Source organism: uncultured Rhodococcus sp. (genome assembly GCF_963525155.1).
Taxonomy (GTDB): Bacteria; Actinomycetota; Actinomycetes; order Mycobacteriales; family Mycobacteriaceae; genus Rhodococcus_F; species Rhodococcus_F qingshengii.
Genome location: NZ_CAURKP010000002.1, coordinates 79,837 through 104,422, shown reverse-complemented (window position 1 = coordinate 104,422; position 24,586 = coordinate 79,837). Strand labels below are relative to the sequence as shown.

Annotated in this window: 28 protein-coding genes and 3 tRNA genes; 12 read left to right on the top strand and 19 right to left on the bottom strand. The window is 63.1% G+C overall.

Features of this window, described 5'->3' with window-relative positions; genetic code table 11:
• On the top strand, window positions 1-815 hold an 815-nt coding region (locus RWT78_RS01060; protein ID WP_314673368.1), incomplete at its 5' end, for a GGDEF domain-containing protein.
• Window positions 816-827: 12 nt separating this feature from the next.
• Here the strand turns inward: RWT78_RS01060 and RWT78_RS01055 are convergent.
• The gene (locus RWT78_RS01055; RefSeq protein WP_003943908.1) at window positions 828-1,283 is read right to left on the bottom strand and encodes an Rrf2 family transcriptional regulator; all 456 of its coding nucleotides are present in this window, start codon (window positions 1,281-1,283) and stop codon (window positions 828-830) included.
• Between the two features lie 128 nt (window positions 1,284-1,411).
• Between RWT78_RS01055 and RWT78_RS01050 the strand changes: the two genes are divergently transcribed.
• Window positions 1,412-2,353: a sterol desaturase family protein gene (locus RWT78_RS01050; RefSeq protein WP_003943902.1), complete on the top strand. Its 942-nt coding sequence runs from the start codon at window positions 1,412-1,414 to the stop codon at window positions 2,351-2,353.
• On the opposite strand, the gene RWT78_RS01045 is transcribed toward RWT78_RS01050, so the two are convergent.
• The 3 genes from RWT78_RS01045 to RWT78_RS01035 form a co-directional block, all read right to left on the bottom strand.
• Window positions 2,319-2,657 (bottom strand): DUF202 domain-containing protein, encoded by a 339-nt coding sequence (locus tag RWT78_RS01045; protein WP_003943794.1) that lies wholly within the window; start codon window positions 2,655-2,657, stop codon window positions 2,319-2,321. The two genes, RWT78_RS01050 and RWT78_RS01045, sit on opposite strands and share 35 nt — an antisense overlap.
• Complete coding sequence (locus RWT78_RS01040; protein WP_314673364.1) at window positions 2,658-3,008, bottom strand: DUF202 domain-containing protein; 351 nt, start codon at window positions 3,006-3,008, stop codon at window positions 2,658-2,660. It lies immediately after the preceding gene.
• 123 nt (window positions 3,009-3,131) lie between these two features.
• Window positions 3,132-3,815, bottom strand: coding sequence for a YceI family protein (locus RWT78_RS01035; protein WP_003943876.1), 684 nt, complete (start codon window positions 3,813-3,815; stop codon window positions 3,132-3,134).
• Between the two features lie 245 nt (window positions 3,816-4,060).
• Here RWT78_RS01035 and RWT78_RS01030 point away from each other — a divergent pair, with 245 nt between their 5' ends.
• Window positions 4,061-4,234 (top strand): hypothetical protein, encoded by a 174-nt coding sequence (locus tag RWT78_RS01030; protein WP_003943953.1) that lies wholly within the window; start codon window positions 4,061-4,063, stop codon window positions 4,232-4,234.
• 98 nt (window positions 4,235-4,332) lie between these two features.
• The gene (locus RWT78_RS01025; RefSeq protein ID WP_231915696.1) at window positions 4,333-5,820 is read left to right on the top strand and encodes a DUF1254 domain-containing protein; all 1,488 of its coding nucleotides are present in this window, start codon (window positions 4,333-4,335) and stop codon (window positions 5,818-5,820) included.
• A gap of 52 nt (window positions 5,821-5,872) precedes the next feature.
• Here RWT78_RS01025 and RWT78_RS01020 read toward each other — a convergent pair.
• The 4 genes from RWT78_RS01020 to RWT78_RS01005 form a co-directional block, all read right to left on the bottom strand.
• A tRNA-Ser gene (locus RWT78_RS01020) sits at window positions 5,873-5,963 on the bottom strand.
• A 56-nt stretch (window positions 5,964-6,019) separates the two neighbouring features.
• Complete coding sequence (locus RWT78_RS01015) at window positions 6,020-6,211, bottom strand: CsbD family protein (protein ID WP_003943869.1); 192 nt, start codon at window positions 6,209-6,211, stop codon at window positions 6,020-6,022.
• Window positions 6,212-6,349: 138 nt separating this feature from the next.
• A complete protein-coding gene (locus RWT78_RS01010; RefSeq protein WP_003943976.1) occupies window positions 6,350-6,811 on the bottom strand; it encodes a nucleoside deaminase in 462 nt (153 codons plus the stop codon).
• The gene (locus RWT78_RS01005) at window positions 6,812-7,351 is read right to left on the bottom strand and encodes a tRNA adenosine deaminase-associated protein (RefSeq protein ID WP_003943823.1); all 540 of its coding nucleotides are present in this window, start codon (window positions 7,349-7,351) and stop codon (window positions 6,812-6,814) included. It abuts the gene before it with no gap.
• 48 nt (window positions 7,352-7,399) lie between these two features.
• Between RWT78_RS01005 and RWT78_RS01000 the strand changes: the two genes are divergently transcribed.
• On the top strand, window positions 7,400-8,374 hold the full coding sequence (locus RWT78_RS01000) for a prephenate dehydrogenase (RefSeq protein ID WP_314673381.1): 975 nt from the start codon (window positions 7,400-7,402) through the stop codon (window positions 8,372-8,374).
• Between the two features lie 26 nt (window positions 8,375-8,400).
• On the opposite strand, the gene RWT78_RS00995 is transcribed toward RWT78_RS01000, so the two are convergent.
• Window positions 8,401-8,988, bottom strand: a complete 588-nt coding sequence (locus tag RWT78_RS00995; protein WP_073512852.1) for a putative glycolipid-binding domain-containing protein — start codon at window positions 8,986-8,988, stop codon at window positions 8,401-8,403.
• 238 nt (window positions 8,989-9,226) lie between these two features.
• Here RWT78_RS00995 and RWT78_RS00990 point away from each other — a divergent pair, with 238 nt between their 5' ends.
• From RWT78_RS00990 to RWT78_RS00970, 5 genes are all read left to right on the top strand, one after another.
• Window positions 9,227-10,372, top strand: coding sequence for a DNA cytosine methyltransferase (locus RWT78_RS00990; protein ID WP_030535749.1), 1,146 nt, complete (start codon window positions 9,227-9,229; stop codon window positions 10,370-10,372).
• Entirely contained in the window at window positions 10,369-11,229 is an 861-nt protein-coding gene (locus tag RWT78_RS00985) for a hypothetical protein (protein ID WP_003943911.1), read from the top strand. The genes RWT78_RS00990 and RWT78_RS00985 overlap by 4 nt, the downstream gene beginning before the upstream one ends.
• A gap of 10 nt (window positions 11,230-11,239) precedes the next feature.
• Window positions 11,240-11,644, top strand: a complete 405-nt coding sequence (locus tag RWT78_RS00980; protein ID WP_003943838.1) for a very short patch repair endonuclease — start codon at window positions 11,240-11,242, stop codon at window positions 11,642-11,644.
• Window positions 11,645-11,654: 10 nt separating this feature from the next.
• Window positions 11,655-12,344 (top strand): DUF998 domain-containing protein, encoded by a 690-nt coding sequence (locus tag RWT78_RS00975; RefSeq protein ID WP_007731663.1) that lies wholly within the window; start codon window positions 11,655-11,657, stop codon window positions 12,342-12,344.
• Window positions 12,345-12,423: 79 nt separating this feature from the next.
• Window positions 12,424-13,668, top strand: coding sequence for a prolyl oligopeptidase family serine peptidase (locus RWT78_RS00970; protein WP_314673350.1), 1,245 nt, complete (start codon window positions 12,424-12,426; stop codon window positions 13,666-13,668).
• 1 nt (window position 13,669) lies between these two features.
• On the opposite strand, the gene RWT78_RS00965 is transcribed toward RWT78_RS00970, so the two are convergent.
• From RWT78_RS00965 to RWT78_RS00920, 10 genes are all read right to left on the bottom strand, one after another.
• Window positions 13,670-14,848: a cation:proton antiporter gene (locus RWT78_RS00965; RefSeq protein WP_003943855.1), complete on the bottom strand. Its 1,179-nt coding sequence runs from the start codon at window positions 14,846-14,848 to the stop codon at window positions 13,670-13,672.
• Between the two features lie 34 nt (window positions 14,849-14,882).
• Window positions 14,883-15,512 carry a pyridoxamine 5'-phosphate oxidase family protein gene (locus RWT78_RS00960; RefSeq protein WP_007731668.1) on the bottom strand — a complete coding sequence of 210 codons (630 nt, stop codon included), beginning with the start codon at window positions 15,510-15,512 and terminating at the stop codon, window positions 14,883-14,885.
• A complete protein-coding gene (locus tag RWT78_RS00955; protein ID WP_075831856.1) occupies window positions 15,509-16,324 on the bottom strand; it encodes an ABC transporter ATP-binding protein in 816 nt (271 codons plus the stop codon). The genes RWT78_RS00960 and RWT78_RS00955 overlap by 4 nt, the downstream gene beginning before the upstream one ends.
• Window positions 16,321-17,373, bottom strand: a complete 1,053-nt coding sequence (locus tag RWT78_RS00950) for an iron chelate uptake ABC transporter family permease subunit (RefSeq protein ID WP_003943885.1) — start codon at window positions 17,371-17,373, stop codon at window positions 16,321-16,323. The genes RWT78_RS00955 and RWT78_RS00950 overlap by 4 nt, the downstream gene beginning before the upstream one ends.
• Window positions 17,370-18,413 carry an iron ABC transporter permease gene (locus RWT78_RS00945; RefSeq protein ID WP_314673342.1) on the bottom strand — a complete coding sequence of 348 codons (1,044 nt, stop codon included), beginning with the start codon at window positions 18,411-18,413 and terminating at the stop codon, window positions 17,370-17,372. Before RWT78_RS00945 ends, RWT78_RS00950 begins: the two co-directional genes overlap by 4 nt.
• Window positions 18,410-19,444, bottom strand: coding sequence for an iron-siderophore ABC transporter substrate-binding protein (locus RWT78_RS00940; protein ID WP_064442985.1), 1,035 nt, complete (start codon window positions 19,442-19,444; stop codon window positions 18,410-18,412). Before RWT78_RS00940 ends, RWT78_RS00945 begins: the two co-directional genes overlap by 4 nt.
• Before the next feature lie 156 nt (window positions 19,445-19,600).
• Entirely contained in the window at window positions 19,601-20,518 is a 918-nt protein-coding gene (locus tag RWT78_RS00935; protein ID WP_314673339.1) for an AraC family transcriptional regulator, read from the bottom strand.
• A gap of 46 nt (window positions 20,519-20,564) precedes the next feature.
• Window positions 20,565-20,637, bottom strand: a tRNA-Arg gene (locus tag RWT78_RS00930).
• A gap of 82 nt (window positions 20,638-20,719) precedes the next feature.
• Window positions 20,720-20,811: transfer RNA gene (locus tag RWT78_RS00925), tRNA-Ser, on the bottom strand.
• A gap of 96 nt (window positions 20,812-20,907) precedes the next feature.
• Window positions 20,908-21,627 (bottom strand): dienelactone hydrolase family protein, encoded by a 720-nt coding sequence (locus RWT78_RS00920; protein WP_003943860.1) that lies wholly within the window; start codon window positions 21,625-21,627, stop codon window positions 20,908-20,910.
• A 61-nt stretch (window positions 21,628-21,688) separates the two neighbouring features.
• On the opposite strand from RWT78_RS00920, the gene hisC reads away from it, so the two are divergent.
• Both hisC and RWT78_RS00910 read left to right on the top strand, forming a co-directional pair.
• Window positions 21,689-22,765, top strand: coding sequence for a histidinol-phosphate transaminase (gene hisC, locus RWT78_RS00915; RefSeq protein WP_314673337.1), 1,077 nt, complete (start codon window positions 21,689-21,691; stop codon window positions 22,763-22,765).
• 100 nt (window positions 22,766-22,865) lie between these two features.
• Window positions 22,866-24,560, top strand: a complete 1,695-nt coding sequence (locus RWT78_RS00910; protein ID WP_209448262.1) for a bifunctional UDP-sugar hydrolase/5'-nucleotidase — start codon at window positions 22,866-22,868, stop codon at window positions 24,558-24,560.
• The last annotated feature ends 26 nt before the right edge of the window (window positions 24,561-24,586 follow it).

Sequence of the window (24,586 nt, the reverse complement as noted above, 5' to 3'; positions counted from 1 at the left end):
GAACTGCCTCGATTCTCATCACCTTCACCAGCCATAACGCCGCCCTTTTCGGCGCGGCACTCTTTGTCGCCACCGGCGCCTACTTCACCTATTTTCTCGATTACCGCTGGTTGGCCTTCCATCTCGCCTTTGCCACGACATTTGTCATCGCCCTGACGGTGCTCGGCCTGACGAACGGCGACTACTCGACAACCAGCGTGATCGCACGCACGGACGTAGTCCTGTGTGCAGTGATCTTCATTCCGGCCACAATTCAGTTCACTTGGCGGCAATTACTCGCGCGCGCAACGGGATCCAAAGTGGATGCGCTTACCGGCCTACTGAACCGACGAGGACTGTGGGACATGTCGGAGCGCATCTGGTCGGTCGCGTCGGCAAATCGTGCCGACATTGCTGTTGCCGTCGTCGACATCGACAAGTTCAAGGCGGTGAACGACACGTTCGGTCACGAAGTCGGTGACGCCGTCATCATCCGGACCGGAACGCGCCTGCAGGCGCATGTGAACGGTTTCGGTTACGCCGCGCGCACCGGCGGCGAGGAGTTCACCGTTGTGATGATCGGTACTCCGTACGGACTTCGCAAACGAATCGCGACGCTCCCCAAAGCCGTGGTGAACGCCTCCGACGACCCCCTGGCCACGGTCAGCGTCGGCGCAGCGACGCTACCTTTCATCCCACATCAGGAAGAGTTCGACTACAACGAGTTCTCCCGAGCAATCGTTGCGGCCGATCATCTGATGTACGACGCAAAATCCGCGGGAGGCAACACCGCGAACACTGCTCCTATGGCAGTTCCGCGTCGACGAGCACACTGAAACCGGGCTGTATCAGCGCCGATTCCACGCCTCGGGATCTGCCGTCAGTTCGTGAATGAACTCGGGCAACTCTCCACCTGCAACATCGGTGAGTGTGACATTTTCGAGCACAGCACGGAGGTTGACTCGCACTGCAATCCACACCTCCTTGAGGGGCGTTGCCGGTCCCCCGTAGTCGACGTCTTCCGGTCGCTGACCCCGAATCGAAGCCAGCGGTCCCTCGACAGCTCGTATGACGTCGGCAATCGTGATCTCGTCCGCGGACCGAGCGAGCCAGTATCCCCCGTCCGGGCCTCGACGGCTGTTGACCAAGCCGCCGCGCCGCAGGTCCGAGAGCACCGCTTCCAGGAACTTGTGGGGTATTACCTGGGATTTGGCGAGAAACTCGGCCTTGGCCGGGTCAGGACCAACTGCCGCGAGCTCGACCAGAGTCCGCACGGCGTAGTCCACCTTCGCGGTGATATGCACCGGCAATTCCTACCATCGTTCTATGAATAGTCGCAACAAACCTGCGAGTTCTTCGCCGCAAAGGGTTCCCTGACGTTACATTTTAATGCATGATGTAACGATCAGAGCTAGAGAACAGGACAAATCGCGTGTGGGAAACCCTTCTCGAATCATGGAAGTCACTGCTCGAACCGCTCCATGATCCCGTTACGCTCGCAATCCCCGCGTTTGTCATCTTCCTCGCAATCGAATGGTTCGCGGCCCGTGCGCTCGAAGATCATCCCGACGACGCCGACGGACGCGCACGGCCGGCACAGGGCGGCTACCGAAGCGTCGACGCCAGAACCAGCGTTCTACTCGGACTCGTGTCGATCGCAACGAGCACCTTCTGGAAAGTGCTGGCGCTGATCGGCTATTCCGCAATCTGGGTGTATCTCGCTCCGTGGCACCTCTCGCCGACTGCCTGGTACACCTGGGTGATCCTGCTGCTCGGAATCGACGTCCTTTATTACGCGTATCACCGCATCGCACATCGAGTTCGAGTCATCTGGGCCACACACCAGGCTCACCATTCGAGCGAGTACTTCAATTTCAGCACCGCACTGCGGCAGAAGTGGAACAACAGCGGTGAGATCATCATGTGGTTGCCGTTGCCGTTCCTCGGGATCCCGCCGTGGATGGTGTTCGTCGGCTTCTCCGTCAGCCTCGTCTACCAGTTCTTCGTCCACACCGAACGTGTCGGAAAACTCTGGCGGCCCATCGAATTCATCTTCAACACGCCGTCACACCATCGCGTCCACCACGGCTCCGACGCCGAGTACCTCGACCGCAACTACGCCGGAATCCTCATCATCTGGGACCGGATGTTCGGAACCTTCGCAGCCGAAACCCACCGGCCCACCTACGGACTCACGACGCCGGTCGGAACGTACAACATCTGGAAGCTCCAAACGCGCGAATATGCTGCCATTGCTCGCGATTGGAAGGCGTCGACATCGTGGCGGCAGCGAGCCGGCTACGTATTCGGCCCGCCCGGCTGGGCGCCGAAAGCCGAGGTCACTTCAGCAGAATCCACAGCCCCGTCGCACTGAGCAGGAGCAGAGCGACCGCGAGAGTTGCTCCCATACCCAAAGCGGGCGTTGCCTTTTCGGCCGAAAACTGGGCCAACCGCCTGGGCCGCGACCGACGTTCGTAGACCGTCACCGCGACGACGAGCACGGCAGCGACGGACGGGCCGATCAGGGCCACCGACCCGAACGGCGGCAACCATCTCAGACAGGCGGCAGACAAGCCGAGGATCGACAGACTCGTACGCACGAACGAGAGAGATGTGCGTTCGGACTGCAAGCCCTTGTCCGGAGGCTTGACACCTTCCGACGGTTCCAGCGCGGTCAATCAGTTCACGACCTCGACCACCAGGACGGTCGCGCAGATCACCAGCACGATGCCGACGACCGGCGCCATGAGCGGCACCGGCAACGAGCGCTCAGTTCGCAGTGCACGCTCGGCGCTGATCCAGTGGACAAAGGAAGTGATGGCGATCAGAGCACCGCCGACGAGCAACAACGCGGCCAAGCCGGCACGAACCGTCGGATTGAGAATGTCGCCGCCGAACGCTTCGAGTCCGACGCCCGACGCGACGAAGGCCGTTGCAGTGCGGATCCAAGCCAGATATGTCCGCTCATTGGCGAGCGTGAACCGTGGATCGGGGTCTTCGCCCGTTCGGAACGGTCTCCACCGGGGCATCACCTGTTCATTCCGTCCGGGCAGAGATCACACACTGCCTTCGGAACGGACAAGAAGAAAGGAAGGTCATGTCCTTAATCTTCCCTGCCCGCCCCGAAGCAGTGCGAATCGGGTGGACGTAATTCAGCTCGCGGCGAGTGAGACCAGGAAGTCCACCGAGCCGCTGCCGTCGACGGTGACGAAACCGAGGGACGGAGGCTCGACTCCGAAATCGGTCCAGGTGACCGGAATCGAGCCCGATGCGATCAGCGAATCACCCGAATGCAGCACGGTCATGTCGACCGACACCGGCTTGGACTGACCCTTGAGCGTCAGCGTTCCTGACACCGTGACCGTCGCCGTTGTTCCGTCCGTCGGTACAGCAGACAAGTCCACCGGCGAGTCGATCGTGAACGTCGCCGTCGGATACGTGCTGGTATCCATCACATTGCCCGTGAACTGGCCGTCGCGCCGATCCGAGTCGGTCTTGATGCTTGCCACCTGCACCGTTACTTCGCCGGAAGTGAGCTTTTCACCCTCGACAACCGCGTTTCCGCTCACCTCGCCGGTGGTTCCGACGACGGTCACACTCGATCCGTTGAGAATCTCGTGCACGGTGTACCCAGCTGCCGTCTGGTTGTCCCCCTGCCCGGCGACGACGGTCCATTGCCCGTCGATCGATCCGGACGCCGCCTCCGCGCCCTCAGTGGACACCACGGCCGCCGGTGCATCGTCTTCAGCGATGAACTTCCCGTACGCCCACGGCCCCACGAGCAGGGCGAGTACGACCACAACTACTGCTCCGCCGATCCACCAGATCTTTTTCATGGGCTCGACGATAGTTGCAGCTTCAACAGTTGTCAGGACTTACGACCTGGGAGAACCCTGTGAAAGTGCTCCACGACCACCCAAGGCGAGCCACATCTACAGCCATTAGTAATCATTTGGTAAAGTCGACTGTGCATTCCGGCCCCCAGCCTGGAATGCCTGGGCCGTGCGCATCGAATCATGCATCGATCCCGATGCGCACGGTCTGCCCGAAACACGAATCACACCGATCGAGGGAGCTCGCGATGGCGGACCTGACGCTCCTGACCGACGACGAGTTACGCGAGCGTCGGATCGCCCTCAGTCGATCCCTCACTACCGCAGCAGATTTGATCCCCACCCCGCCACCTTCGTTCTTCGAGAAGCTGAAGCAGGACATCGATGCCGCCGCTGCAGAGTGGATCGCCCGCCGCTCCTGAATGTTCGAATTGCGCACACAGAACCGGTTTTCGATTTCCTCACCGGTTCACCCCGCAAGGGTGATGATGCAGCGGACGGTCACCGGCACCATGACTTCATGGACTCCCCGACCGACTCAATCGCACAAGGTTTCACGCCGGCACACGCTCAACTGGCGAGATCGGCCGGAGTTCCAGCAACGCTCGCCGCTGAGAGTTACGTGGAAGCCCTCGCCCGGATCGTCTATTACTGGGGCTATCCAGCTGTGGACACCTTCGGCCGTACAAACATGTGGGAGATCATGGATGGCAAGACCGGACTCCAACTCGGCCTTCTGCCAGGCGCCGCCAAAAATTACACAGGTGCCCTCACCGACTACATGAGCCCGGCGCAGCGGTGGGTCGTCTCACCCAACAACGACACGATCTACGGCGCAGGATTCGCCGATCTCACCGACGAAACCGCAGTGATACAGACCCCGACCGAGGTACCCGACGGCCATTACTGGACTATCCAGATCGTCGACGTGCTGACCAATGTGACTCACCAACTTGGTTCGGCGACAGGCACTCCCGGCGGAAAGTTCCTTCTGGTCGGACCTGATTGGGATGGCGAGTTGCCGGAAGACTTCCTCGATGTGCTTCGATCACCGACGAACGTGGCTGGTGTCTTCCCTCGCAGTTTCGCAGCACGTTCCGAGGCGTCCAAGCAGCAGGCGCGGTCGGTGCTCGACCAGATCGGCATGTACCCGTTCAGCGAGGATCGACCCGGCCCGCGGTCCTTCGGCTACGAGGCCCACGCCGCGAACTCGATCTACCCTCAGGGCGTCACCGCCGAAATGTTGGCGGTCGATCCCGACGCCAGTCGACCTCAATGGGTGAAGCCGGAATCTTTCTGGACTGATCTTGCAGCAATGCTCGACTTCAACCCGACCATGGGCGCAGCAGACACCCCGATGGCTGATCAAGCCAAGACGCTTGTCGCACTGTATCGTTCGGACAAGTCGTACCGAGCGCTGCTCGACCGCGCCGCGCTCCGCGCCGACGTCGCCCTCCATCAATCGGCGAGCTACGTCCAAACCGGGGTCGACGCAGGCAACGGATGGCAACGGCAACGCAACAGTGGCCTGTGGGGCACCGACTGGTTCGGACGGGCGCTCGCGGCCGTCATCTACATTTACGTCAACGACTTTCACGAGGCTGTCTACCTCATCCGGGGTACCGACCACGACGGAGCGTTACTCCACGGCCGCGAGCGGTACACCATGACCTTCACAGAAGACGCACTCCCACCCGTCGACCGCAGTCGCGGCGGCTTCTGGTCTCTGACCATGTACGACAAGGACGCATTTATGCTCGCCGACGCACCGGGTAACCGCGTCAACCTCGGCACCGTCAATCTCGACGCGGGCGATCTCGTCTTTCGTGACGGGAAGCTCACCTTGCACCTGTCTCACGACGAGCCGACCGATCCGGATGCTCGTGCCAACTGGCTACCCGCTCCGCACGACGAATTTCGACTGATCATTCGCAGCTATGTCCCCGACAAATCAGTCCTCGATGAAACCTACCGATTCCCTGACGTCGTCCGAGCAACGGGACTATAGGCGCCACCAAGCACAAAAAAGCTCCCCACCTGCGTGAACAGGTGGGGAGCTTTGGCGGTGGCGGAGGGATTTGAACCCTCGGACGGGGGTTACCCGTCACACGCTTTCGAGGCGTGCTCCTTAGGCCGCTCGGACACGCCACCGTTGGTGACTTTACCGGATGGAGTGCCCGTGGCTGAAATCGCCAGGTGGAGCGGTATTACGTGAGCTTGTCCTTGATGCTGGAAGCGGCGTCCTTGACCTTCTCGCCTGCATCCTTGACGGCCGATTTCACCTGGTCGCCCTTGCCTTCGTTTTCGAGGTCCCGGTCACCGGTAGCGCTGCCAGCAGCTTCCTTGGCCTTGCCCCCGAGGTCTTCGGCCTTGTTCTGAGCCTTGTCTGCGATTCCCATGAGTACTCCTCTGTGAACGCGAACGAATCGCCTTCCGACGATCCGCCGATGCCCTGACGGCATCTGCCTCCACCATGCCCTCGATTGATGGATCCGGCTACCCGAGTGTGCGATCACTCTCGATGGGGAATACCGAAATCAGGCCCGCTGCTCGCGGAAGAAATCTTCCAAAAGCCCAGCGCATTCGTCCTCGAGGACCCCGCCGCGCACCTGCGGCCGATAGGTCAATCTTTTATCTCGAACTACGTCCCATAATGATCCGACGGCTCCGGTTTTCGGCTCCCACGCCCCGAAAACGACCCGAGAAACCCGGGCGAGGACCAGAGCGCCCGCACACATCGTGCATGGCTCGAGGGTCACGGCAAGCGTCGCACCTTCCAGGCGCCAGCCGTCACCGTAGGTTTTTGCGGCAGCACGCAACGCGAGGATTTCGGCGTGCGCGGTCGGATCGGACGATGCTTCCCTGGCATTGGAGGCCCGAGCAACTTCGACGCCGTCTGCGTCGAACACCACTGCCCCGACCGGGACGTCTGCGTCGGAGGCGGAACGTGCGGCCACGATGGCCGCACGGATCATGCGCTGATCGTCAGCGAGAGTCATCTAGCGCGGGAGCTTGTCGAGCGCTGCGCCGAACTCGGATGCGAACCCGAGTCGCTGCGCGATCATCCCCAACTGCTCGTCCGGATAGAGATCGGTCTCGGCCGCGATGACGGCGAGCACGGGTTCCGGCAGGCCCAGATCGGCCAGCACGGACAGATCGCCCTCTTCCCAGGGTTCGACATCGTCGAGGTCGTCCGGGTCGATGTCGGGGATCTCGATGTGCAAAGCGTCGAGGACGTCGGCCGCGATGTCGTAGTCGATGGCGGCGGTCGCGTCGGAAATCAGCAACTGCGTGCCCGACGGCGCCGGACGCAACACGATGAAGAACTCGTCGTCGACGTCGAGAAGACCGAAGACGGCACCCGAACTTCGCAGCTCACGCAGCTGCGTTTCGGCGGCCGAGAGCGAGGTCAACGCGTCGGGCGTCAGTGCCTTGACCGTCCAACGCCCCTCTTCACGGACCACCGCGACACCGAAGCCTTCAAGCTCCTCCGACTGGTTCGAAGAGGCGCTCTTGTTACCCGCGCGCTGTGCACCCATGGCGCAACGGTAGCCCGCCTGGTGCCAGTGAGTGAAGTCCGAGCATCGATGTGCCAACCTGAACTCGTGTCTGCGATCGATTCCGCCCCACCAGTCTGCGTTCTCGGCCTCGGATTGATCGGCGGTTCGCTACTTCGCGCCGCCGTCCGATCCGGCCGCCAGGCGTGGGGTTACAACCGTTCCAGCGAGTCCGCCGACGCGGCCCGAGCCGACGGTTTCGACGCCGACACCGATCTGGTTTCAGTGCTGCAGAGAGCGAAAGAAAGCGGCGCGATCATTGTGATCGCCGTGCCGATGCCTGCCGTCGACGCCACCTTGGAGGCAATCGCCGCGCATGCGCCCGACAATCCGATCACGGACGTCGTCAGCGTCAAGGGTGAAGTGAAGGCCGCGGTCGAACGAGCGGGCTTGAGCGCCAAGTTCGTGGGCGGTCATCCGATGGCGGGGACGTCAGCTTCGGGTTGGGCGGTCGGGGATGCCGATCTGTTCGTCGACGCGGTATGGGTTGTTGCCACCGACAACGGCGTCGACGCAGATGTGTGGTCGCAGGTCGCCGACCTCGCGCTCGACTGCGGCTCGGTGGTAGTGCCGGCCGAATCTCTCGAGCACGATCGAGCAGTCGCGCGAATCTCGCATCTGCCTCACCTGCTCGCGGAAACGCTTGCGATCACGGGAGCGGCCGGCGGCGAACTGGCTCTCGGGCTGGCTGCTGGGTCATTTCGCGACGGCACTCGCGTGGCCGGGAGCGCTCCTGGCCTGGTGCGGGCGATGTGCGAGGGCAACCGCGACGCCCTGCTGGTCGCGCTGGACGAGGCGCTCGACCTTTTGCAGGGTGCACGTACCGATCTGCTCGACAACGGCTCGACGGCACGATTGGTGGACGCAGGGTTCGCGGCGCGCGGCGCCTACGAGTCGCACGAGCGGTGGGACATCGAAGACGTTCAGGCCGGAGAACCCGACTGGATCAACCGGATGCGAGACGCCGGTCGACGCGGCGGCGTCATCCGGCGATCCGCAACCTAGAACTACGCAACCTGGAGATACGAAACCTAGATACGAGTTGCCAGACCCGGGTAGTCGAGGACAAAACCTTCGGTGTCGACGGACAGCGTCGAGCTGGACACCGGGGACAGCACACTGATTCCGTCGGCGCCGGAGCTGTAGGTGATGGTCGCACCCTCGACGCGCAGGTCGAGGAGATTGACGTAGACGACCGGGACCTCGGCGTCTTCGATGTCGTTCTGCAAGCCGACGCGGCGGATGGGCAGCGTGTTGAAGAACGGGCTGAGGATCACGTCGACATCGAGTGCGCCATCGAACGCAGAGCGCTGGTGACTGGCGCCGTTCTCGACCATCCAGGTGCCTTCTTCGTCCCGGCTGATCGACATCTGACGCTCACCGGCGGCCAGGGCGGTCCGCACGGACAACCGGCGGGTGATGCCGGCCTCGTCGGTGACCAGGTCGTACGACGCGCTGAATGCCGGGTGCTCACTGCAGGCTCCACCGATGATCCGGCCGGAAGCCTTGATGCGATTTCCGTTCAGCTGCACACGAACAGACTCCATACGAGGAGCGTTGTGGGCCTGCCAGGTCAATACCGCGGGCCAGGACGCGTCACCGGAAGGTTGGATGCTCACCCGACCACGGTAATGGACGAACGGGCACGGAGCACCGCTGGTTCGGGTTATTGCTTCGATCAGGGACCTTTTAGGGACTTCGATCGGCCCCGAAGATCTCGATGTAAGGCGTTTCACAACGGTTCTTCCGTAAGGAGCACGCCGCGGACCGAATAGTTGGCAAACGGTGTCGGAGTTCTCGAGTACCGTGCTTCTAGGTCGGTTCGTGAGGAAGGGTGCTGTGACGTCGTCGCGGAGCATGGTGGGTTTGTTTGCCGGTATCGGTGGTCTCGAGTTGGGGCTCTCGGAACATGGGTGGAACACCGAACTGCTGTGCGAAATCGATCCGGGCGCGCAGGCAGTTCTCCGTTCGCGTTTCGCCGACGTGCCGTTGCACGGTGACGTCACCAAACTTCGCGCGCTGCCCAGTGACATCGAATTGGTGGCCGCCGGTTTCCCCTGCCAGGACCTCTCTCAGGCCGGCAAAACGGCAGGCATCACCGGCGCACGCTCAGGCCTGGTGGACGAGGTGTTCCGTCTGGTCAAGCGTAAGAAGGGCCCGCGCTGGCTGTTGATCGAGAACGTTCCGTTCATGCTCCAGCTCGGCAAGGGCGCCGCCATGCGGCACATCACCGACGCCCTCGAAGACCTCGGATACACCTGGGCGTACCGGGTGGTCGACGCCCGCGCCTTCGGACTCCCCCAGCGTCGCCAGCGAGTCATCATGCTTGCCTCGCGCACAGATGATCCCCGCGAAATCCTGTTCGGCCAGGACGCCGGCGAGCGCCTGGGTGGCGATCCCGCGGACTACCCCTGCGGCTTCTACTGGACCGAAGGCACTCGCGGTCTCGGATGGGCCGTCAATGCCGTGCCGACGCTCAAGGGCGGCTCGTCCGTCGGCATCCCCAGTCAGCCGGCAGTCCGGTTGCCGTCAGGTGAGATCGTCACTCCCGGTCTAGTCGATGCCGAGCGACTGCAGGGTTTCGATCCCGACTGGACGCTGCCGTCCGTCGAGGTTCCCGGCCTACGCCACAGCCATCGCTGGAAGCTCGTCGGCAATGCCGTGAGCGTGCGGATGGCGTCGTGGGTCGGTGGCCGGTTGAGCGATCCCATCGAATACGACGCCGCGGGCGAGACGCCACTCGAACCGGGCGACGCCTGGCCGAGTGCGGCCTGGGGCCGTAACCGCCAGGCCTTCCGCGTCCATACCTCGACCTGGCCGGTCCAGTACGACTACGAGGATCTGAGCGGCTTCCTCGAAGACACGCGGTTGCTGTCGGCTCGGGCCACCGCCGGCTTCCTCAAGCGCGCACGCATGGGTAATCTTCGGTTCATCCCCGGTTTCATCGAGGACGTCGAAAGCCACCTCGAGCGGATGGGCGGATACCCCGAGGCCGCAGCATGACGGACTCGCTGTTCCCCGAACCTGAAACGCTGTTTTCCGAGCCGGAACACGAACCACTGTGGAGTGCACTGCAACTCGCGGGCGACAAGCCCCCGGCCGACGCCGATCGCGGCGAGAAGAAGAACTACGCCCAGCGACTGTCCAATCAACTGGCACAGACGGTGGCCGACGCTCTGCGTCCGCTGTATCCCAACATCACCCCGACGGCGTCCGGTGAAGGCCAGGAGGCAACAGTCGATGTCGCCAAGGGCCGAAAGCGCTTGGACGTCAAGGCACTCGACCCCACTCTCGGCCTGATCCTCTGCGTCTCCATCAAGACGTACAACTTCCAGGACTACAGTCCCCGCAGCGGCAAGCTGGGACGGTGGACCAAGAACATCGTCCGCAACGACCACGAATTGCGTGGCGAGGCAATGGTTCTGCATCAGCGTCAGCCGTACAGCGTCTTGGTAGCCGTCATGTTCGAGCCGTACGCCACGTGCGACGACGGCGACCCGACCAAGACCAGCGACACCGGCAAATCCTCTTTTGCACACCACGTCACGACGCTCTCGAAGCGCTCGGGCCGAGGCAAGCGCGCGGTGGTCGGCGTTCCGGGAAAGGCCTGGGTGGATCTCGGCGCCGAGGACACCCGCTACGACCTCTTCGAAAAGGTCTACATCGGACTCTACGAACCCGATGGCGCAGTTCGGTTCTTCGACGTCGACGAGCCGCCGCCGCGCAACGGACGCCCCACCGAAGCTCAGACGCTCTCGTTCACCGACTTCGTGACCGTCGTGCACGGTGAAGTGGAGCGTCGCAACAGGTTTGCGCCCACCTGGTCCGATCCCGAAGACAGCGAAGATTCCGACGGCTGAGGGAACCACGGTGCCTGCGACGGATCCTGCCACCAGCGCTCGGATGAGCGCTCAGCGTCGGCGCGACACCAAACCCGAAATCGCACTTCGACGCGAGCTGCATCGACGCGGACTCCGGTACTTCGTGGACCGAGCGCCGATCAAAGGTGTTCGCCGACGGGCCGATCTGGTATTTCCACGCCGCAAAGTCGCGGTGTTCGTGGACGGATGCTTCTGGCACAGCTGCCCGCAGCATGCGACGTTTCCCAAGAACAACGCGCAGTGGTGGACGGACAAGTTGGCCGCCAACGTGGTTCGAGACCGCGACACCGATGCACGTCTGGCAGAGCAGGGTTGGACCGTCATCCGCGTCTGGGAGCACGAAGATCCGCTGGTAGCGGCCGAACGCGTCCAGAAAGCCCTGCTAGGTCCGTAAGCTCGATTTCGTGAAGGAACGCAACGTTGCGCGGTGGGGTTTGGTGGCTGCGCTGGCTCTGGGCGGAATCGTCTACTCGTCGTGGATTCTCGAATTCTTCCTGGACACCGGCCTCGACCCGGTGACATCGTTCCTCAGCGAACTCGATGCCGAGAACCAGAAATACCGCGATGTCTTCGGTAACGCCGATGTCCTGTCCGCAATCTTGATGTTGATCTCCGGAGCGCTGGGCCTGCTGATCACGCCCCGGCGAAGGCTCTACGTCACGGGCTGGATTGCGCTGGCGGTGTTCGGCATCGCGACCATCGCCGACGCGTCGTTCCCCCTCGAATGCTCGGGCGAGGGTTGCCCGTCGAGCGCACCCGACGGTCTACTTCCGCAGCTCCACCATGTTCACGCGTTGACGAGCAGCGTGGCGGTCTTCGCGATCTTCACCGCGATGATCGCATTCACCGTGGGAGCGTTCAGGTATCGCGAGCACCCTTCTTTGCGGACGACGGGTCTGACCATTCTGATCCTGACTTCCCTTGCGACGGTGTGGATGTTGACGACCAACAGCATCGAAGTCTCCGGCGGCGGTAATCTCGGACTGGGTATCGCTCAACGTGCGCAGGTGCTGGGAATGTCGTTGTGGTTGTGCACCCTGGCATTTGCGATGTCGAGGCCGCCATCCACCGGGCTCCCGGCGTCGCCGCGCTGACAGGTTTTCCGGCAAGCGATTCGGGCGATCCTGGAACTACAACTGAAAATGGCTGCCCCGAACTAGCGAAGGTGTGCCCATGTCTCTCGCGTCGTCGTTCTTCGCCCATCCGCACCAGGCGTTCACTGCTGGTTTCTATCGCAACGAATCCTTCGACTTCGAGCTACGAGTCGTTCTCGGGCAAGCCACCTTCGGCGCGGCAGACACCGGCGAAGTGCTCTCGGCCATCGCTCACGTCGGCGAGAAGGACCTCGAAGGCTGGTACGAGGCCTGGTTCGACCTCGGTACACGGGTATTCGGGCAGGCCGTAGAGGCAGCCGAGGCCGGGCATTCGCGAAGCGCGTCCAACGCGTACCTGCGGGCGGCGTCGTACTTCGGTGTGGCGATCAACGCCGTCGACGGTCTCAGCGACGATTCGGTTCTGGTCCCCACTTTCAAACGTCACCGACAGGCGTGGGACCGCTTCGTCGACACCACCGCCCAGCCCGGCGAACGCGTCCGGATCCCTTACGAGGACACCTACCTTCCCGGGTACTTCTTCCGGCCGCCCGGCGACGTGCGACGGCCGACTTTGATCATGGTGAACGGTAGCGACGGCCCGATCAGCGGGCTGTGGGGCAGCGGCGGTGCCGGGGCGCTCGAGCGGGGCTACAACGTGTTGATGTTCGACGGTCCCGGTCAGCAGTCGATGCTCTTCGAGCGCAACATCCCGTTCCGTCACGACTGGGAAGCCGTCATCACGCCCGTCGTCGACTATCTCGTGGACCGGCCGGACGTCGATGCGTCGAAGCTGGCGATGTACGGGATCAGTCAGGGCGGGTACTGGGTGCCGCAGTCGTTGGCGTTCGAGCATCGGATCGCGGCAGCGATCGCCGATCCGGGGGTCGTGGACGTGGCCGCGTCGTGGCTCGCCCACATCCCCAAGAACATGCAGAAGCTGCTCGACGAGGGGAAGTCGGAGGCCTTCGACCGCGACATGGCGATAGGGCTGGGAATGAAATTCTCCAAGGACAGCGCCCGAATCTGGCGTTTCCGAGCGCGTCCGTACCTCGCCGCCGGCTACTACAACACTCTCGCCGAGGTTCGGAAGTACCACCTCGAGCACGTCGCCGGCTCGATCTCCACTCCCCTGCTCATCACCGATCCGGAAGGCGAGCAATTCTGGCCCGGTCAATCCAAGCGGCTTGCCGCCCTCGCCGGCGGACCGACGACGGTGGTTCCCTTCACCGCTGCCGAGGGCGCGAACTTCCACTGCCAGCCCATGGCGAGACGTCTGACGGATCAGCGGATGTTCGACTGGCTCGACGAGCAGTTGGATCTCTGAATCAGGACACTTTCTCCTTTTTCGTCAAGAGAGTGGCGAGCATCGGCAGCAATAGAACGGTGATCGCCCCGGCCGCGACAAGAATCGACGCGTTGTCCGACGACATCTGATGCGCGTCGACGGCAGCGCCAGTGACCGCCACGATCATGGGCAGGCCGGTAGCCCCGTACAACGCGACTTGCGCACTTTCGCGCGTGGTGAAGGGTGGTTCGACCTTCTCGAACTTGGTCACGAAGAACACCGGCACGCCGCGGACGACAACGATCAGGATCAGAAAAGCAATCAGTATGCCGGGACTGGCGGCGACCGCCGAGACGTCGATCGCCATGCCTGAAGTGATGAAGAAAATCGGGATGAGGAACCCGAAGGCGATCCCGTCGAGCTTGATCTCGAGGCGCTCGTCGCCCTCTGGCATCAGTCTCCGCAGGATGAAGCCGGCGGCAAATGCACCGAGAATGACGTCGAGTGAGAACACAGCCGACAGCACTCCGAGGCTGACCAACAACAGAACGGTGAGGCGGACCGTCGTCTGCGCCGTCGTGTCCGCCCCTGCCCGCACCAGGCGATGTGTCCACGAGCCTTCGTGAATCAGCTTGCCGGGCAGCACCGCAACGATGACAGCGATCAAGGCGAAGACGGCAAGAACGATCAGCGACAGTACGGCACCACGGGCACTCAGCAGCACCGCCATCGCGACGACCGGCCCGAGCTCGCCGACGGCCCCGTGGTTGAGGACGGTCTTACCCAAGCGTGTGTCGAGGAGTTTGTTGTCCTTGAGGATCGGCAGCAGCGTGCCCAGAGCGGTCGACGTCATCGCGATGGCAACAGCGGCTTCGGCGGAGATCACGTTCCTCATGCCAAGCAGCGCGACCACCGTGAACGCCAGCGCGAGGCAGAACAGCCACGTGTAGAGCGCTCGACGTCCGCCGCGCCCACTGAGTTCCTGTCGGTCGATCTCGTAGCCGGCGAGCAGGAACAGCATGCCGAGGCCGAGTTCGCGCAGGATGCCGATCGCTTCGCTGTCAGCTGCGATGTTGAGGGCGAACGGCCCGACCACTGCGCCCGCGACCAGTAGCAACACCACTTCGGGAACCAGTCGACGCGGGATCAGGCCCGCGACTATCGGCGCAATGGCCGCGATCAGCGCAATCCAGAACAGCGAGGAGGCAATTGAAGGCACGGATCATTATCGGACATAGGTGACGGATCTGCGCTCAGTACAGGTACTTGCGGTACGCCTCTTGTCTGGCGGGTTCGAGGTCCTCGACGCGCAGGCTGTGTTGCTCGGCCATCATGTCGCGCAGACTCGGTACCTCATCGGATGCGGGCCACGTCGACGGATCCCACAGCTTCGCCCGCAGAATTGCTCTCGCGCAATGCAGATACGCCTCGTCGATCTGCACGATCACCGCAAGCTGTGCAGGCTTGCCGTTCATCGCCATCGAATCCAACAGATCAGGATCGGTGGACAGAGTCGCCGTGCCGTTGACGCGCACGATCTCGTCGTGCCCGGGCGCGAGAAAGAGGATCCCCACGTGAGGATTCTCGATCATGTTCCGGTACGAGTCAGCGCGCCGGTTGCCCGGACGATCCGGGAGCACGAGCGTCTTCTCGTCGGGAAACAGAACCTGACTGACCAGGTCTCCACGCGGCGAGCAATCGCAATTTCCGGCCGCATCGGATGTCGCGAGCACAAAAAACCGTGCCTGCTCGATGAATTCACGGATCAACGGAGTCGTGTGAGCGGTCTGCTTCTCCATGATCGTCGGATGGGGCTGTCCGAGAATCGCATTGAGTTGTTCCACGGATTCGATCCGCCCGCCCGGGGCGTTCGACGCCGTCACGTCGACACGTCGTCGAGGACGTGGTGGCGCCCGAGCGGCAACACCAACGGCTTACCCGACATGGGGTCCGGGATGATTCGGCTCTCGAGACCGAACACGGTGCGGACGTTGTCGCTCGTGAGCACCTCGGCAGGATCACCCGCCGCGTAGACCCGGCGATCGGCCATGGCGACGAGGTAGTCGGCGTAGCGGGCGGCGAGATTGAGATCGTGCAGAACCATGACAATCGTTGTACCCCGAGTCCGGTTCAGGTCGGTGAGCAGGTCCAAGACCTCAACCTGGTGGCTCACGTCCAAGAAGGTAGTCGGCTCGTCGAGAAGAAGCAGATCGGTTTGTTGGGCGAGCGCCATCGCAATCCACACACGTTGGCGCTGACCACCGGAAAGCTCGTCCACCGATCGTTCGGCCAATCCGGTTGTGTCCGTGGCCGCAAGCGCCTCGGCGACAGCTGCGTCATCCTCGCGGCTCCACCTCGACAGCACCCGCTGATGTGGATGACGACCACGGCCGACGAGATCGGCGACAACTATCCCTTCCGGTGCGATCGGTGACTGCGGCAGCAGACCGAGCGTGCGAGCGAGCTTCTTCGCAGGCAGGCGATGAACATCCTTGCCGTCCAACAGAACATGACCGCTTCGGGGACTGAGTAGCCGCGACATCGACCGCAGCAGTGTCGATTTGCCGCACGCGTTGGCGCCCACGATGGTCGTGATCTTTCCCGGCGGCACCGCGAGGTCGAGCGATTCGACGACGGTCCGTCCTCCGTAACCGAGTTCGAGGTTTTCGACAGTCAGAGAGTGGGATTCGGTCACAGCGAACCTCCCGTTCGGTTGGAGCGAATGATGAGGTAGACAAGATACGGCGCTCCCAGCGCACCGGTCACCACGCCAACGGGGTAGCGGGTGCCGAAGGCGTACTGTCCGCAGAAATCGGCGACGAGCACCAGCAGCGCTCCGACCAGCGCCGACGGAATCAAAAGTGATGTTCCCGGACCGACGATGCGGGCGGCGATGGGCCCTGACAGAAATGCGACGAAGGCGATGGGCCCCGCAGCGGCAGTGGCAAAGGCGATGAGTCCGACGGCCGCAATGATCGTCAGAATGCGCGTTCGTTCCACTCTGACGCCGAGCGCTTGTGCTGCGTCGTCACCGAGCTGGCTGGTCGAAAGGTTGCGCGATTGGCTCAGCAGCACCGGTCCGAGGACAACCAGCGCCAGGAGCACGGGAACCGTCGAACCCCAGTTGGCACCGTTGAGACTGCCGGTGAGCCAACGCATCGTCTCCTGCAGATCCCACGCGGCGGCGGTACTGAGAAGGTAGGCGGTGACGCTGTCGAGCATCGCGGCGATGCCGATACCGATCAGTATGAGCCGAGTGCCCGCCACACCGTCCCGGAAAGACAGAACGTAGATCAAGACTGCGACGCCCAGACCGACGGCGATAGCAAAAACCGATACCTGTGAACCGCCGAGCGAAAGCGAGATGATCGCGAAAGCCGCTGCAGCGCTTGCGCCGGAGCTGATTCCGATGATGTCGGGGCTCGCGAGCGGGTTGCGCAGCATCGTCTGGAACGTGATGCCGCCCAAGCCGAAACAGATTCCGGCGACCACAGCGAGGACAGCGCGAGGCAGACGGAGGCGACCGACGGTGAACGAGGCACCAGGCACGTTCTCCCCCAGCACGACGCGAAGCACATCTGACGGCGGGTAGAAGGTTTTTCCCACCATCAGAGTGACCGCGAAAGAGGCGACGGCGAGGACCGTCAGCACGGCAATCACGATGCGGCGGCGTCTACCTCGTCGGATACGGCTTGCTCCGACTGCGTCGACCTCGACTTCGGGAGTAACGAATGTAGTGGTCACAGCTCACGTATTTTCTGACGGCGGACTATGTAAATGAAGAAGGGCGCTCCGATGAGCGCGGTGATGATGCCGACGTCGATTTCGCTCGGCCGGGCGACAATTCGTCCGAGAATGTCGGCGGCGACGAGAAGGCCGGCACCTGTCAGCGCAGAAAACGGTAGTAGCCAACGGTTGTCAATCCCGATCAGCAACCGGCACAGATGCGGGACAACCAAACCGACGAAGCCGATCGGTCCGGCAATGGCAGTGGCTGCACCGCAGAGCAGCACTGCACCGAGCGCTGCCACTGCACGAACCACCGCGACGCGTTCGCCGAGACCTGATGCAACCTCGTCGCCGAGCGCAAGAGAGTTGAGACTGCGCGCTGACAGCAGACAGATCACGAAGCCGACAATGAGGAAAGGCAGACCCTGCCGGATCACCTCGAAACTCGCGCCACCGACGCCGCCGATCTGCCAGGAACGAATGTTGCCCGCAATATCGTTTCGCGGCAGCATGATCGCAGTGATGAACGAAGCAAACGCAGCCGATGTTGCGGCCCCGGCAAGAGCCAACTTGAGTGGCGTGGCTCCACCTCGCCCGAGTGACCCGACCACGTAGACGAACAATGCCGCCCCGGCTGCACCGAGTACGGCCACCCAGATCATGCTGGTCTGGGTCCACAATCCGAACCACGCCATTCCGATCACCACGGCGAGCGAAGCGCCCATGTTGACGCCCAGGATTCCGGGATCCGCCAAAGGGTTTCGGGTAATCCCCTGCATCACCGCGCCGGCAAGACCGAGCGCAGCACCCACGACGATCGCGAGCACCGTCCGCGGAATGCGCTTGGCAATCGCACCCTGACCGATATTGTCGGTGGAACCGCCAAGTGCGGCAATGATGTCGGACCAATCGACCTCACGAGAGCCGATGACGATCGAAGCGCACATGAGCACCGCGAGGACCACGAGAAGGGCGATCAGCCACAGCGCATTGCCGAACGTCGGGCGCCGCGTATCGCGAGCGCCCGACGTCGAATCCTGCGAGGTTACAGTCACTCCGACTTTCCAGCGGCCCCGGCGAGCAGATCGACGTAGTCGCCGAGTACCCACGAAATCGCGAGTGGAGTCGGGTTGGCCGCCGTTCCCATCGGCCCGGTTCCATTGAGGAACACGATCGCGTTGTTGGCGACGGCAGGCATCTGCGAGAGCAGCGGGTCAGCCTTGAGTGCGTCGACAAGTGCCTGGTCACCGTAGGTGACGATCAGTTCGACGTCGTCGAAGACGTCCACACGCTCCGCACTGACCTTCTTCGAGAACTCACCACCCGTCGAGGCGTCGGCAACGCTCTTCGGCGTCGAAAGTCCGAGGTCCTCGAAGAACGCGGCGCGCGTGTCGTTCGCCGTGTAGAAGCTGACCTGGCTCAGATCAGCGGTGTCGACGTGCGTCAGGAACATGGTTGCCTTGCCGGCAAGCTGCGGATGTGAGGCAACCTCGTCGGCGATCTCCTTCTCGATGGTGGAGATCAGTTCCTGCCCTTCGGATTCCATACCCAAGCCCATGCTGTTGAACTTGATGACGTCGCGCCACGACGTCGCCCACGGCCCCTCGGGGTATGCCACGACCGGAGCAATCTCGCTGAGGGTGTCGTAATCCTCCTGCGTCAACCCGGAGTACGCGGCAAGAATGACGTCAGGGTTCGTATCGGAGACGGCTTCGAAGTCGATGCCGTCGGTCTCGTCGAAGAGCACCGGCGGCTTCGCGCCGAGTTCGTCGAGCTTTTCCTCGACCCACGGCAGCATGCCGTTGCCATTGTCGTCGCCGAACGTCGCCGCAGCCATTCCGACGGGAACCACGCCGAGAGCAAGGGGCACTTCATGATTGGCCCAGGCGACGGTGGCAACTCGCTCCGGCTTGGCGTCGATCGTCGTAGTTCCGAAAGCGTGCTCGATCGTGACCGGGAAGGAGCTGGATCCGCTTCCGGCGCTGCCGCCGTCGGCGGTCTCCGAGGAGTCGGAACTGCAAGCTGTCATGCCGAGGGCGACTGCGACCGCTGCTGCGGCCACCGCCAAGAAGCGTTTTGAACGCATGAAAACAGAACTCTCTCGAGAAGGGGTACGGCCCTCAACCCGGCTCGATAAGGCACTTAGGTGAGGTTTGCCTAAACCGTATACGGGAGGGCATTGTGGCGCAATCGCGTGTTTGGGACACTCCGTGTAGCGATCGAGACAAGGTGTGATGGCCGATCAGCTAGCCCGGAACATCCCTGGTGTAGCACCTGTAGTGCGGCGGAATGCCGCACCGAACGCACTGGTCGAGTGGTATCCCACTCGCTCGGCAACCTCTTGTAGATCCAAGCCGTGCGCAAGAAGCGTCACCGCCCGTTGGGCGCGCACCGCTGACACCCACTGCCCGAAACTCATCCCGGTCTCCGACCGAAATACCCGGGTGATGGTTCGCGGGCTGACACCGAGGAGCCTTGCCCAGTCGGACAGCGTTCGCATGTCACTCGGATCGTCACCGATCGCATCGACGATGGGTTGCAGAAGTGGCGAGTCCGGCACCAGCACCAGCAACTCGTTCGGCGACGGTGCCAGCACGTCGATCACCATCTGCTCCGTGAGCGAGCGCGAAGGAGCTCCGAGTGAATCGTCTGCCAGTCGCTCGAGGAGGTTCCGCAGCAGCGGAGTGACCTCGATCGCCACCGGCACGTCGGACAGAGAAGGAACTGACGCGATGTCGAGCTGAGCGGCCCGATACCAGGTGCCGGCCGGCGCGATCGCCGAGTGCAGGACGCCGGCGGGCATCCACAGACCGACGGTCGGCGTAATGGTCCACGTGCGCGATCCCACCGTGGCGCTCGACGCTCCCCGCTCGTTCCACAACAATTCGTGAGTCGGGTGCGAGTGCGCATCCCACCGGGTCTCGCGGGAGACAAGTTCGTCCATGCCCGCGATGACAAAGGGCACCTCGACCGCCCCGGCCGAGTAGACCGGGAGCGTCCGACTGTCGACGGTCTCCAACGGGTTCTCCTCGGTTCGCGTGGCTGCTCCGCAGAAAGCATAGGTCGCGTGGATCGGTTGTCGGTTCCCACGATCGCGAGGATCACCGCCCGAAATCGCCGAGGTGACCTCACACACATTCAAGAATTGCGTATGCACCACAACAAAAAGAAGGTCACAGACCTGAAGTCTGTGACCTTCTTTCTTGTGCGCCCGAAGGGATTCGAACCCCTAACCTCTTGATCCGTAGTCAAGTGCTCTATCCGTTGAGCTACGGGCGCATGTTCTGTTGTCTTGCTGGTCTTGCGTGTCTTACCGTCGTAATTTCTATCATTTCTAACCCGCCGGTCAAAATCACCGGCTTGGCGGAGGCGAGAGGATTTGAACCTCCGGTCCCTCGTAAAAGGGACAACTCATTAGCAGTGAGTCCCATTCGGCCGCTCTGGCACGCCTCCCTGGGGGTTCCGATCCTTTCGGACCGCCGGATCGAAAGATTACACACCCTTCGCCACCAAAGGCAAAACGTGTGGTCAGCGGGCTGTTTTGTGGACTTACCGCAGGTGGCTGTCGAACCAGTCGAAGATCCGGGTCTGAGCTTCGATGATCGAGGCCGAATCAGGGTCGTCGAGGTCAGCGTCCTCGGACAGCTGTGGCGGCTCGTCCGCCCGGTGAGCCAGTCCGGCGTAGCTGACCACCAGTGTCGCGACGTCGGCCTTCGCGGTCGCTTCCCGGAGCAGAGTCACGTGTTCGCGAGGCGTGCTGGGATCGTCCTCGCCGTACAGCGCCAGCCACGGCGCCTGCAGGGAAGTGGCCGCGTCGACAAGCGCCTGAGCATCCACCGACAAGGCTTCGACGATTCCCCGGGCGGCGACGCTCACCGCGGCGCCGACGGGACGGCTGGTGGCCACGAGCATCGCGGCGGTACCGGCGTCGTCGAATCCGAGCACCCCGATGGTGTCTGCGAGAACTTCGCGTCCGACGAGCCAATCGAGGGTCGCGTCGAAGTCGGCGAAGAGGTTGTCACCGAACACCTCACCCTGCATGTGTTCGGGTTCGCGGTGAAACAGGTGAGGTGCGACGCTCACCCACCCTTCGCCGGCAAGCGCGCACATCAGATTCAGCAGAGCCGGGCTGAACTTCCGGGCTTCATGCAGGACGACGATCCCGCCCCGCGTCGGGCCGTCCGGCTCCACCACGGTCAGCGGAACAGCCGTGGCGACCTCCCCTTCGGCTCCGCGCAGATACGCGGTGGCTCGGAAGATTTCCGACATCTTCTAACTCTGACACGCAGACGGCCGCTACGCACCAAATCAGTGCGCGCATAATCGACTCGTGACCGCACACATTCGCCCTGACCTCGCCTCCATCCCCGCCTACGTTCCCGGACGCAATTTTCCGGGTGCGATCAAGCTGGCGAGCAACGAAACGACAGTAGGGCCGTTGCCCGGTGTGCGTGACGCCGTCGCCGACGCGGTCGCCAATGCCAACCGCTACCCGGACAATGCCGCGGTTGCACTCATCGAGGCGCTGGCCAGCTTCTTGAAAGTCGAGCCGGCCAACGTCGCCGCTGGTTGCGGCTCCGTGACGCTGTGCCAGGAACTCGTGCAGATCACGTGCGATCAGGGTGACGAGGTCATCTACGCGTGGCGTTCGTTCGAGGCCTACCCCGTGGTCACTCAGGTCGGCCACGCCGTCTCGGTCAAGGTTCCGCTCACCGAGGACTTCGGCCACGACCTCGATGCGATGCTGGCCGCGATCACCGACCGCACGCGGTTGATCTTCGTGTGCAACCCCAACAACCCGACCGGCAATGCACTGTCGAAGGCAGAGCTCGAGAGCTTCCTCGACGCTGTGCCGGCGCACGTCGTCGTCGCACTCGACGAGGCGTACTTCGAATACTCACGCTCGGACGCCGACGGCATCGAACTGTTCCGCAGCCGCCCCAACGTGGTTGTTCTGCGCACCTTCTCGAAGGCGTACGGCCTCGCGGGAATCCGCGTGGGTTACGCGGTCGCGGATCCGGAGATCATCGTGGCCCTCGGCAAGGTGCACACCCCGTTCACCGTGAGCGCTGTCGCGCAGGCCGCCGCAATCGCTTCCCTGGCTGCAGCAGACGAACTGCTTTCCCGCACCGAAGGTGTCATCGCCGAGCGGACGCGAGTTCGAACCGCTCTGATCGAAGCCGGGTACACCGTCCCCGAGTCGTCGGCGAACTTCGTCTATCTCCCCCTCGGAGAGCTCTCTCCCGCTTTTGCCGAGGCGAGTACCGAAGCGGGCATTCTGATCCGCCAGTACGGCGTCGAGGGCGTCCGGATGACCATCGGCGATCCACACGAGAACGACGCATTCCTCGCTTTCACTGACACCGACGTCGCGAAGCAGGCCGCGGGCATCGGCGTCACCGCGTGACACTCGATACATAACTGTTACGCCGAGGACTGGAATTCGTTTCGGCAGACGGGCACACTCAGGGAGGTTCGAGGCCGGTCCGAGCGAGGGAGCACGACGCATGACGCGACGCATGACACGAACGTGTGCCGTGCTCGCAACGACCCTTCTCGCCACCACCGCGACCTCCCTGAGCGGCGTCGCCAACGCAGAGTCCCAGGACACCGTGTCGGTACGTCTGTTGGCGTTCAACGATCTGCACGGCAGTCTCCGCCCGCCGGAAGGTGTTCGCAGCGAGATCAGGCAGGCCGACGGCTCGCTCACTCCCGCAGGTGGCGCGGCGTATCTCGCGGCCTACGTGACGCAACTTCGCAGCCAAGCCACCAACTCGCTGCTGTATTCGGTCGGTGACAACTGGGGATCGTCGGCGCTCGAGTCGGCGATGTTCAACGACGAACCGACGGTCGAACTCCTGAACCGGATGAAGATCGACGCTTCCGCGATCGGCAACCACGAACTGGACAAAGGGCTCGCCGAGTTCCGACGCATGCAGTCCGGCGGTTGCTCCGCCGTCGATGCGTGCACGTTCAGTCCGTCCTTCGGCGGCGCCAACTTCCCGCTGATGGCCGCGAACATGACGTACACCAACGGCACCCCGGCCACATTGCCCTTCACCGTGAACATGGTCGACGGCATTCCGCTCGGAGTCATCGCGATTTCCCCCGCCAACACATCGCAGATCGTGACACCGGGTGGGATCGCCGATCTGCAGTTCGGCGACGAGGTCGAAGCGATCAACCGCACCGCCGACGTCCTCGACTTCTTCGGCGTCAAAGCCATCACCGTCCTCCTGCACCGTGGGGACGAACCGGCCGTCGAAGGTGGGCCCAACGACTGCAACGTCGAGTCCGGGCCGGCCCGCGACATCGCCCTTCGTGCGTCACCGAAGGTGGACGTCATCTTCACCGCCGACAGCCACCAGCAGTACAACTGCGAATTCCCTGATCCCGCAGGCAATCCCAGAGTCGTGATGCAGGGCGCTTCGCACGGCCGGATCGTGTCCGTCGCAGACGTCACCATCGATCGCAACACACGCGAGGTCGTTCGCGATCAGACGTCCGCGTTCAATCAGATAGTGACACACGATATTTCGCCGGATCCCGATATTCAGGCTCTCGCCGACCGGGCCTGGTCGGAGGCGTCGGACAGCGCTCAGCGGCCGGTGGGGACCATTACCGCCGATCTGACACGCGACCGCGTCCCCAGCGGCGAATCGACACTCGGCAACCTGGTCGCCGACGCTCAACTCGCCGCCGGATCGACACGAGGCGCCCAACTAGCGTTGACGAACCCCGGCGGCATGCGCGAGGACTTGGACTTCGGCACTTCCGGCCAGGTCACCTACCGCCAGGCCTACGGTGTTCAACCCTTCGGTAACAGCCTCGAGGTGCTCTCCGTCACAGGAGCGGTGTTGAAGGACGCTCTCGAACAGCAATTCCAGATCGACCTCGACGGCACCGCTACCGAGCGCATCCTCTCCCCGTCCGCGGGCTTCACCTACGCCATGGACCGGCGAGCAGCGCCGGGCTCGCGAATCTCGGAAATGCGCTTGAACGGGCAGGACATCGCCCCCGACGGCGTCTACAGCGTCGTGGTGAACAAGTTCCTCGCCGAGGGCGGGGACGGCTTCACCGCACTGAAGAACTCCACCCAGATGACCGGTGCCGGCAACGACCTCGACGCCTTGACCGCCCTGTTCGCAGCCGGGTCGCCGGTCTCGCCACCTGCCACCGACCGCATCCGCACCATCGGCTGACTAGGCATCCCCGCGCTCGATTGCCT

Excerpts from the sequence above, each read along its gene's own strand:
- RWT78_RS01040 (WP_314673364.1), bottom strand. The coding sequence starts at position 3,008 with ATGCCCCGGTGGAGACCGTTCCGAACGGGCGAAGACCCCGATCCACGG.
- RWT78_RS01035 (WP_003943876.1), bottom strand. The coding sequence starts at position 3,815 with ATGAAAAAGATCTGGTGGATCGGCGGAGCAGTAGTTGTGGTCGTACTC.
- RWT78_RS01030 (WP_003943953.1), top strand. The coding sequence starts at position 4,061 with ATGGCGGACCTGACGCTCCTGACCGACGACGAGTTACGCGAGCGTCGG.
- RWT78_RS01025 (WP_231915696.1), top strand. The coding sequence starts at position 4,333 with ATGGACTCCCCGACCGACTCAATCGCACAAGGTTTCACGCCGGCACAC.
- RWT78_RS01015 (WP_003943869.1), bottom strand. The coding sequence starts at position 6,211 with ATGGGAATCGCAGACAAGGCTCAGAACAAGGCCGAAGACCTCGGGGGC.
- RWT78_RS01010 (WP_003943976.1), bottom strand. The coding sequence starts at position 6,811 with ATGACTCTCGCTGACGATCAGCGCATGATCCGTGCGGCCATCGTGGCC.
- RWT78_RS01005 (WP_003943823.1), bottom strand. The coding sequence starts at position 7,351 with ATGGGTGCACAGCGCGCGGGTAACAAGAGCGCCTCTTCGAACCAGTCG.
- RWT78_RS01000 (WP_314673381.1), top strand. The coding sequence starts at position 7,400 with ATGTGCCAACCTGAACTCGTGTCTGCGATCGATTCCGCCCCACCAGTC.
- RWT78_RS00990 (WP_030535749.1), top strand. The coding sequence starts at position 9,227 with ATGGTGGGTTTGTTTGCCGGTATCGGTGGTCTCGAGTTGGGGCTCTCG.
- RWT78_RS00985 (WP_003943911.1), top strand. The coding sequence starts at position 10,369 with ATGACGGACTCGCTGTTCCCCGAACCTGAAACGCTGTTTTCCGAGCCG.
- RWT78_RS00970 (WP_314673350.1), top strand. The coding sequence starts at position 12,424 with ATGTCTCTCGCGTCGTCGTTCTTCGCCCATCCGCACCAGGCGTTCACT.
- RWT78_RS00940 (WP_064442985.1), bottom strand. The coding sequence starts at position 19,444 with ATGCGTTCAAAACGCTTCTTGGCGGTGGCCGCAGCAGCGGTCGCAGTC.
- RWT78_RS00920 (WP_003943860.1), bottom strand. The coding sequence starts at position 21,627 with ATGTCGGAAATCTTCCGAGCCACCGCGTATCTGCGCGGAGCCGAAGGG.
- RWT78_RS00910 (WP_209448262.1), top strand. The coding sequence starts at position 22,866 with ATGACGCGACGCATGACACGAACGTGTGCCGTGCTCGCAACGACCCTT.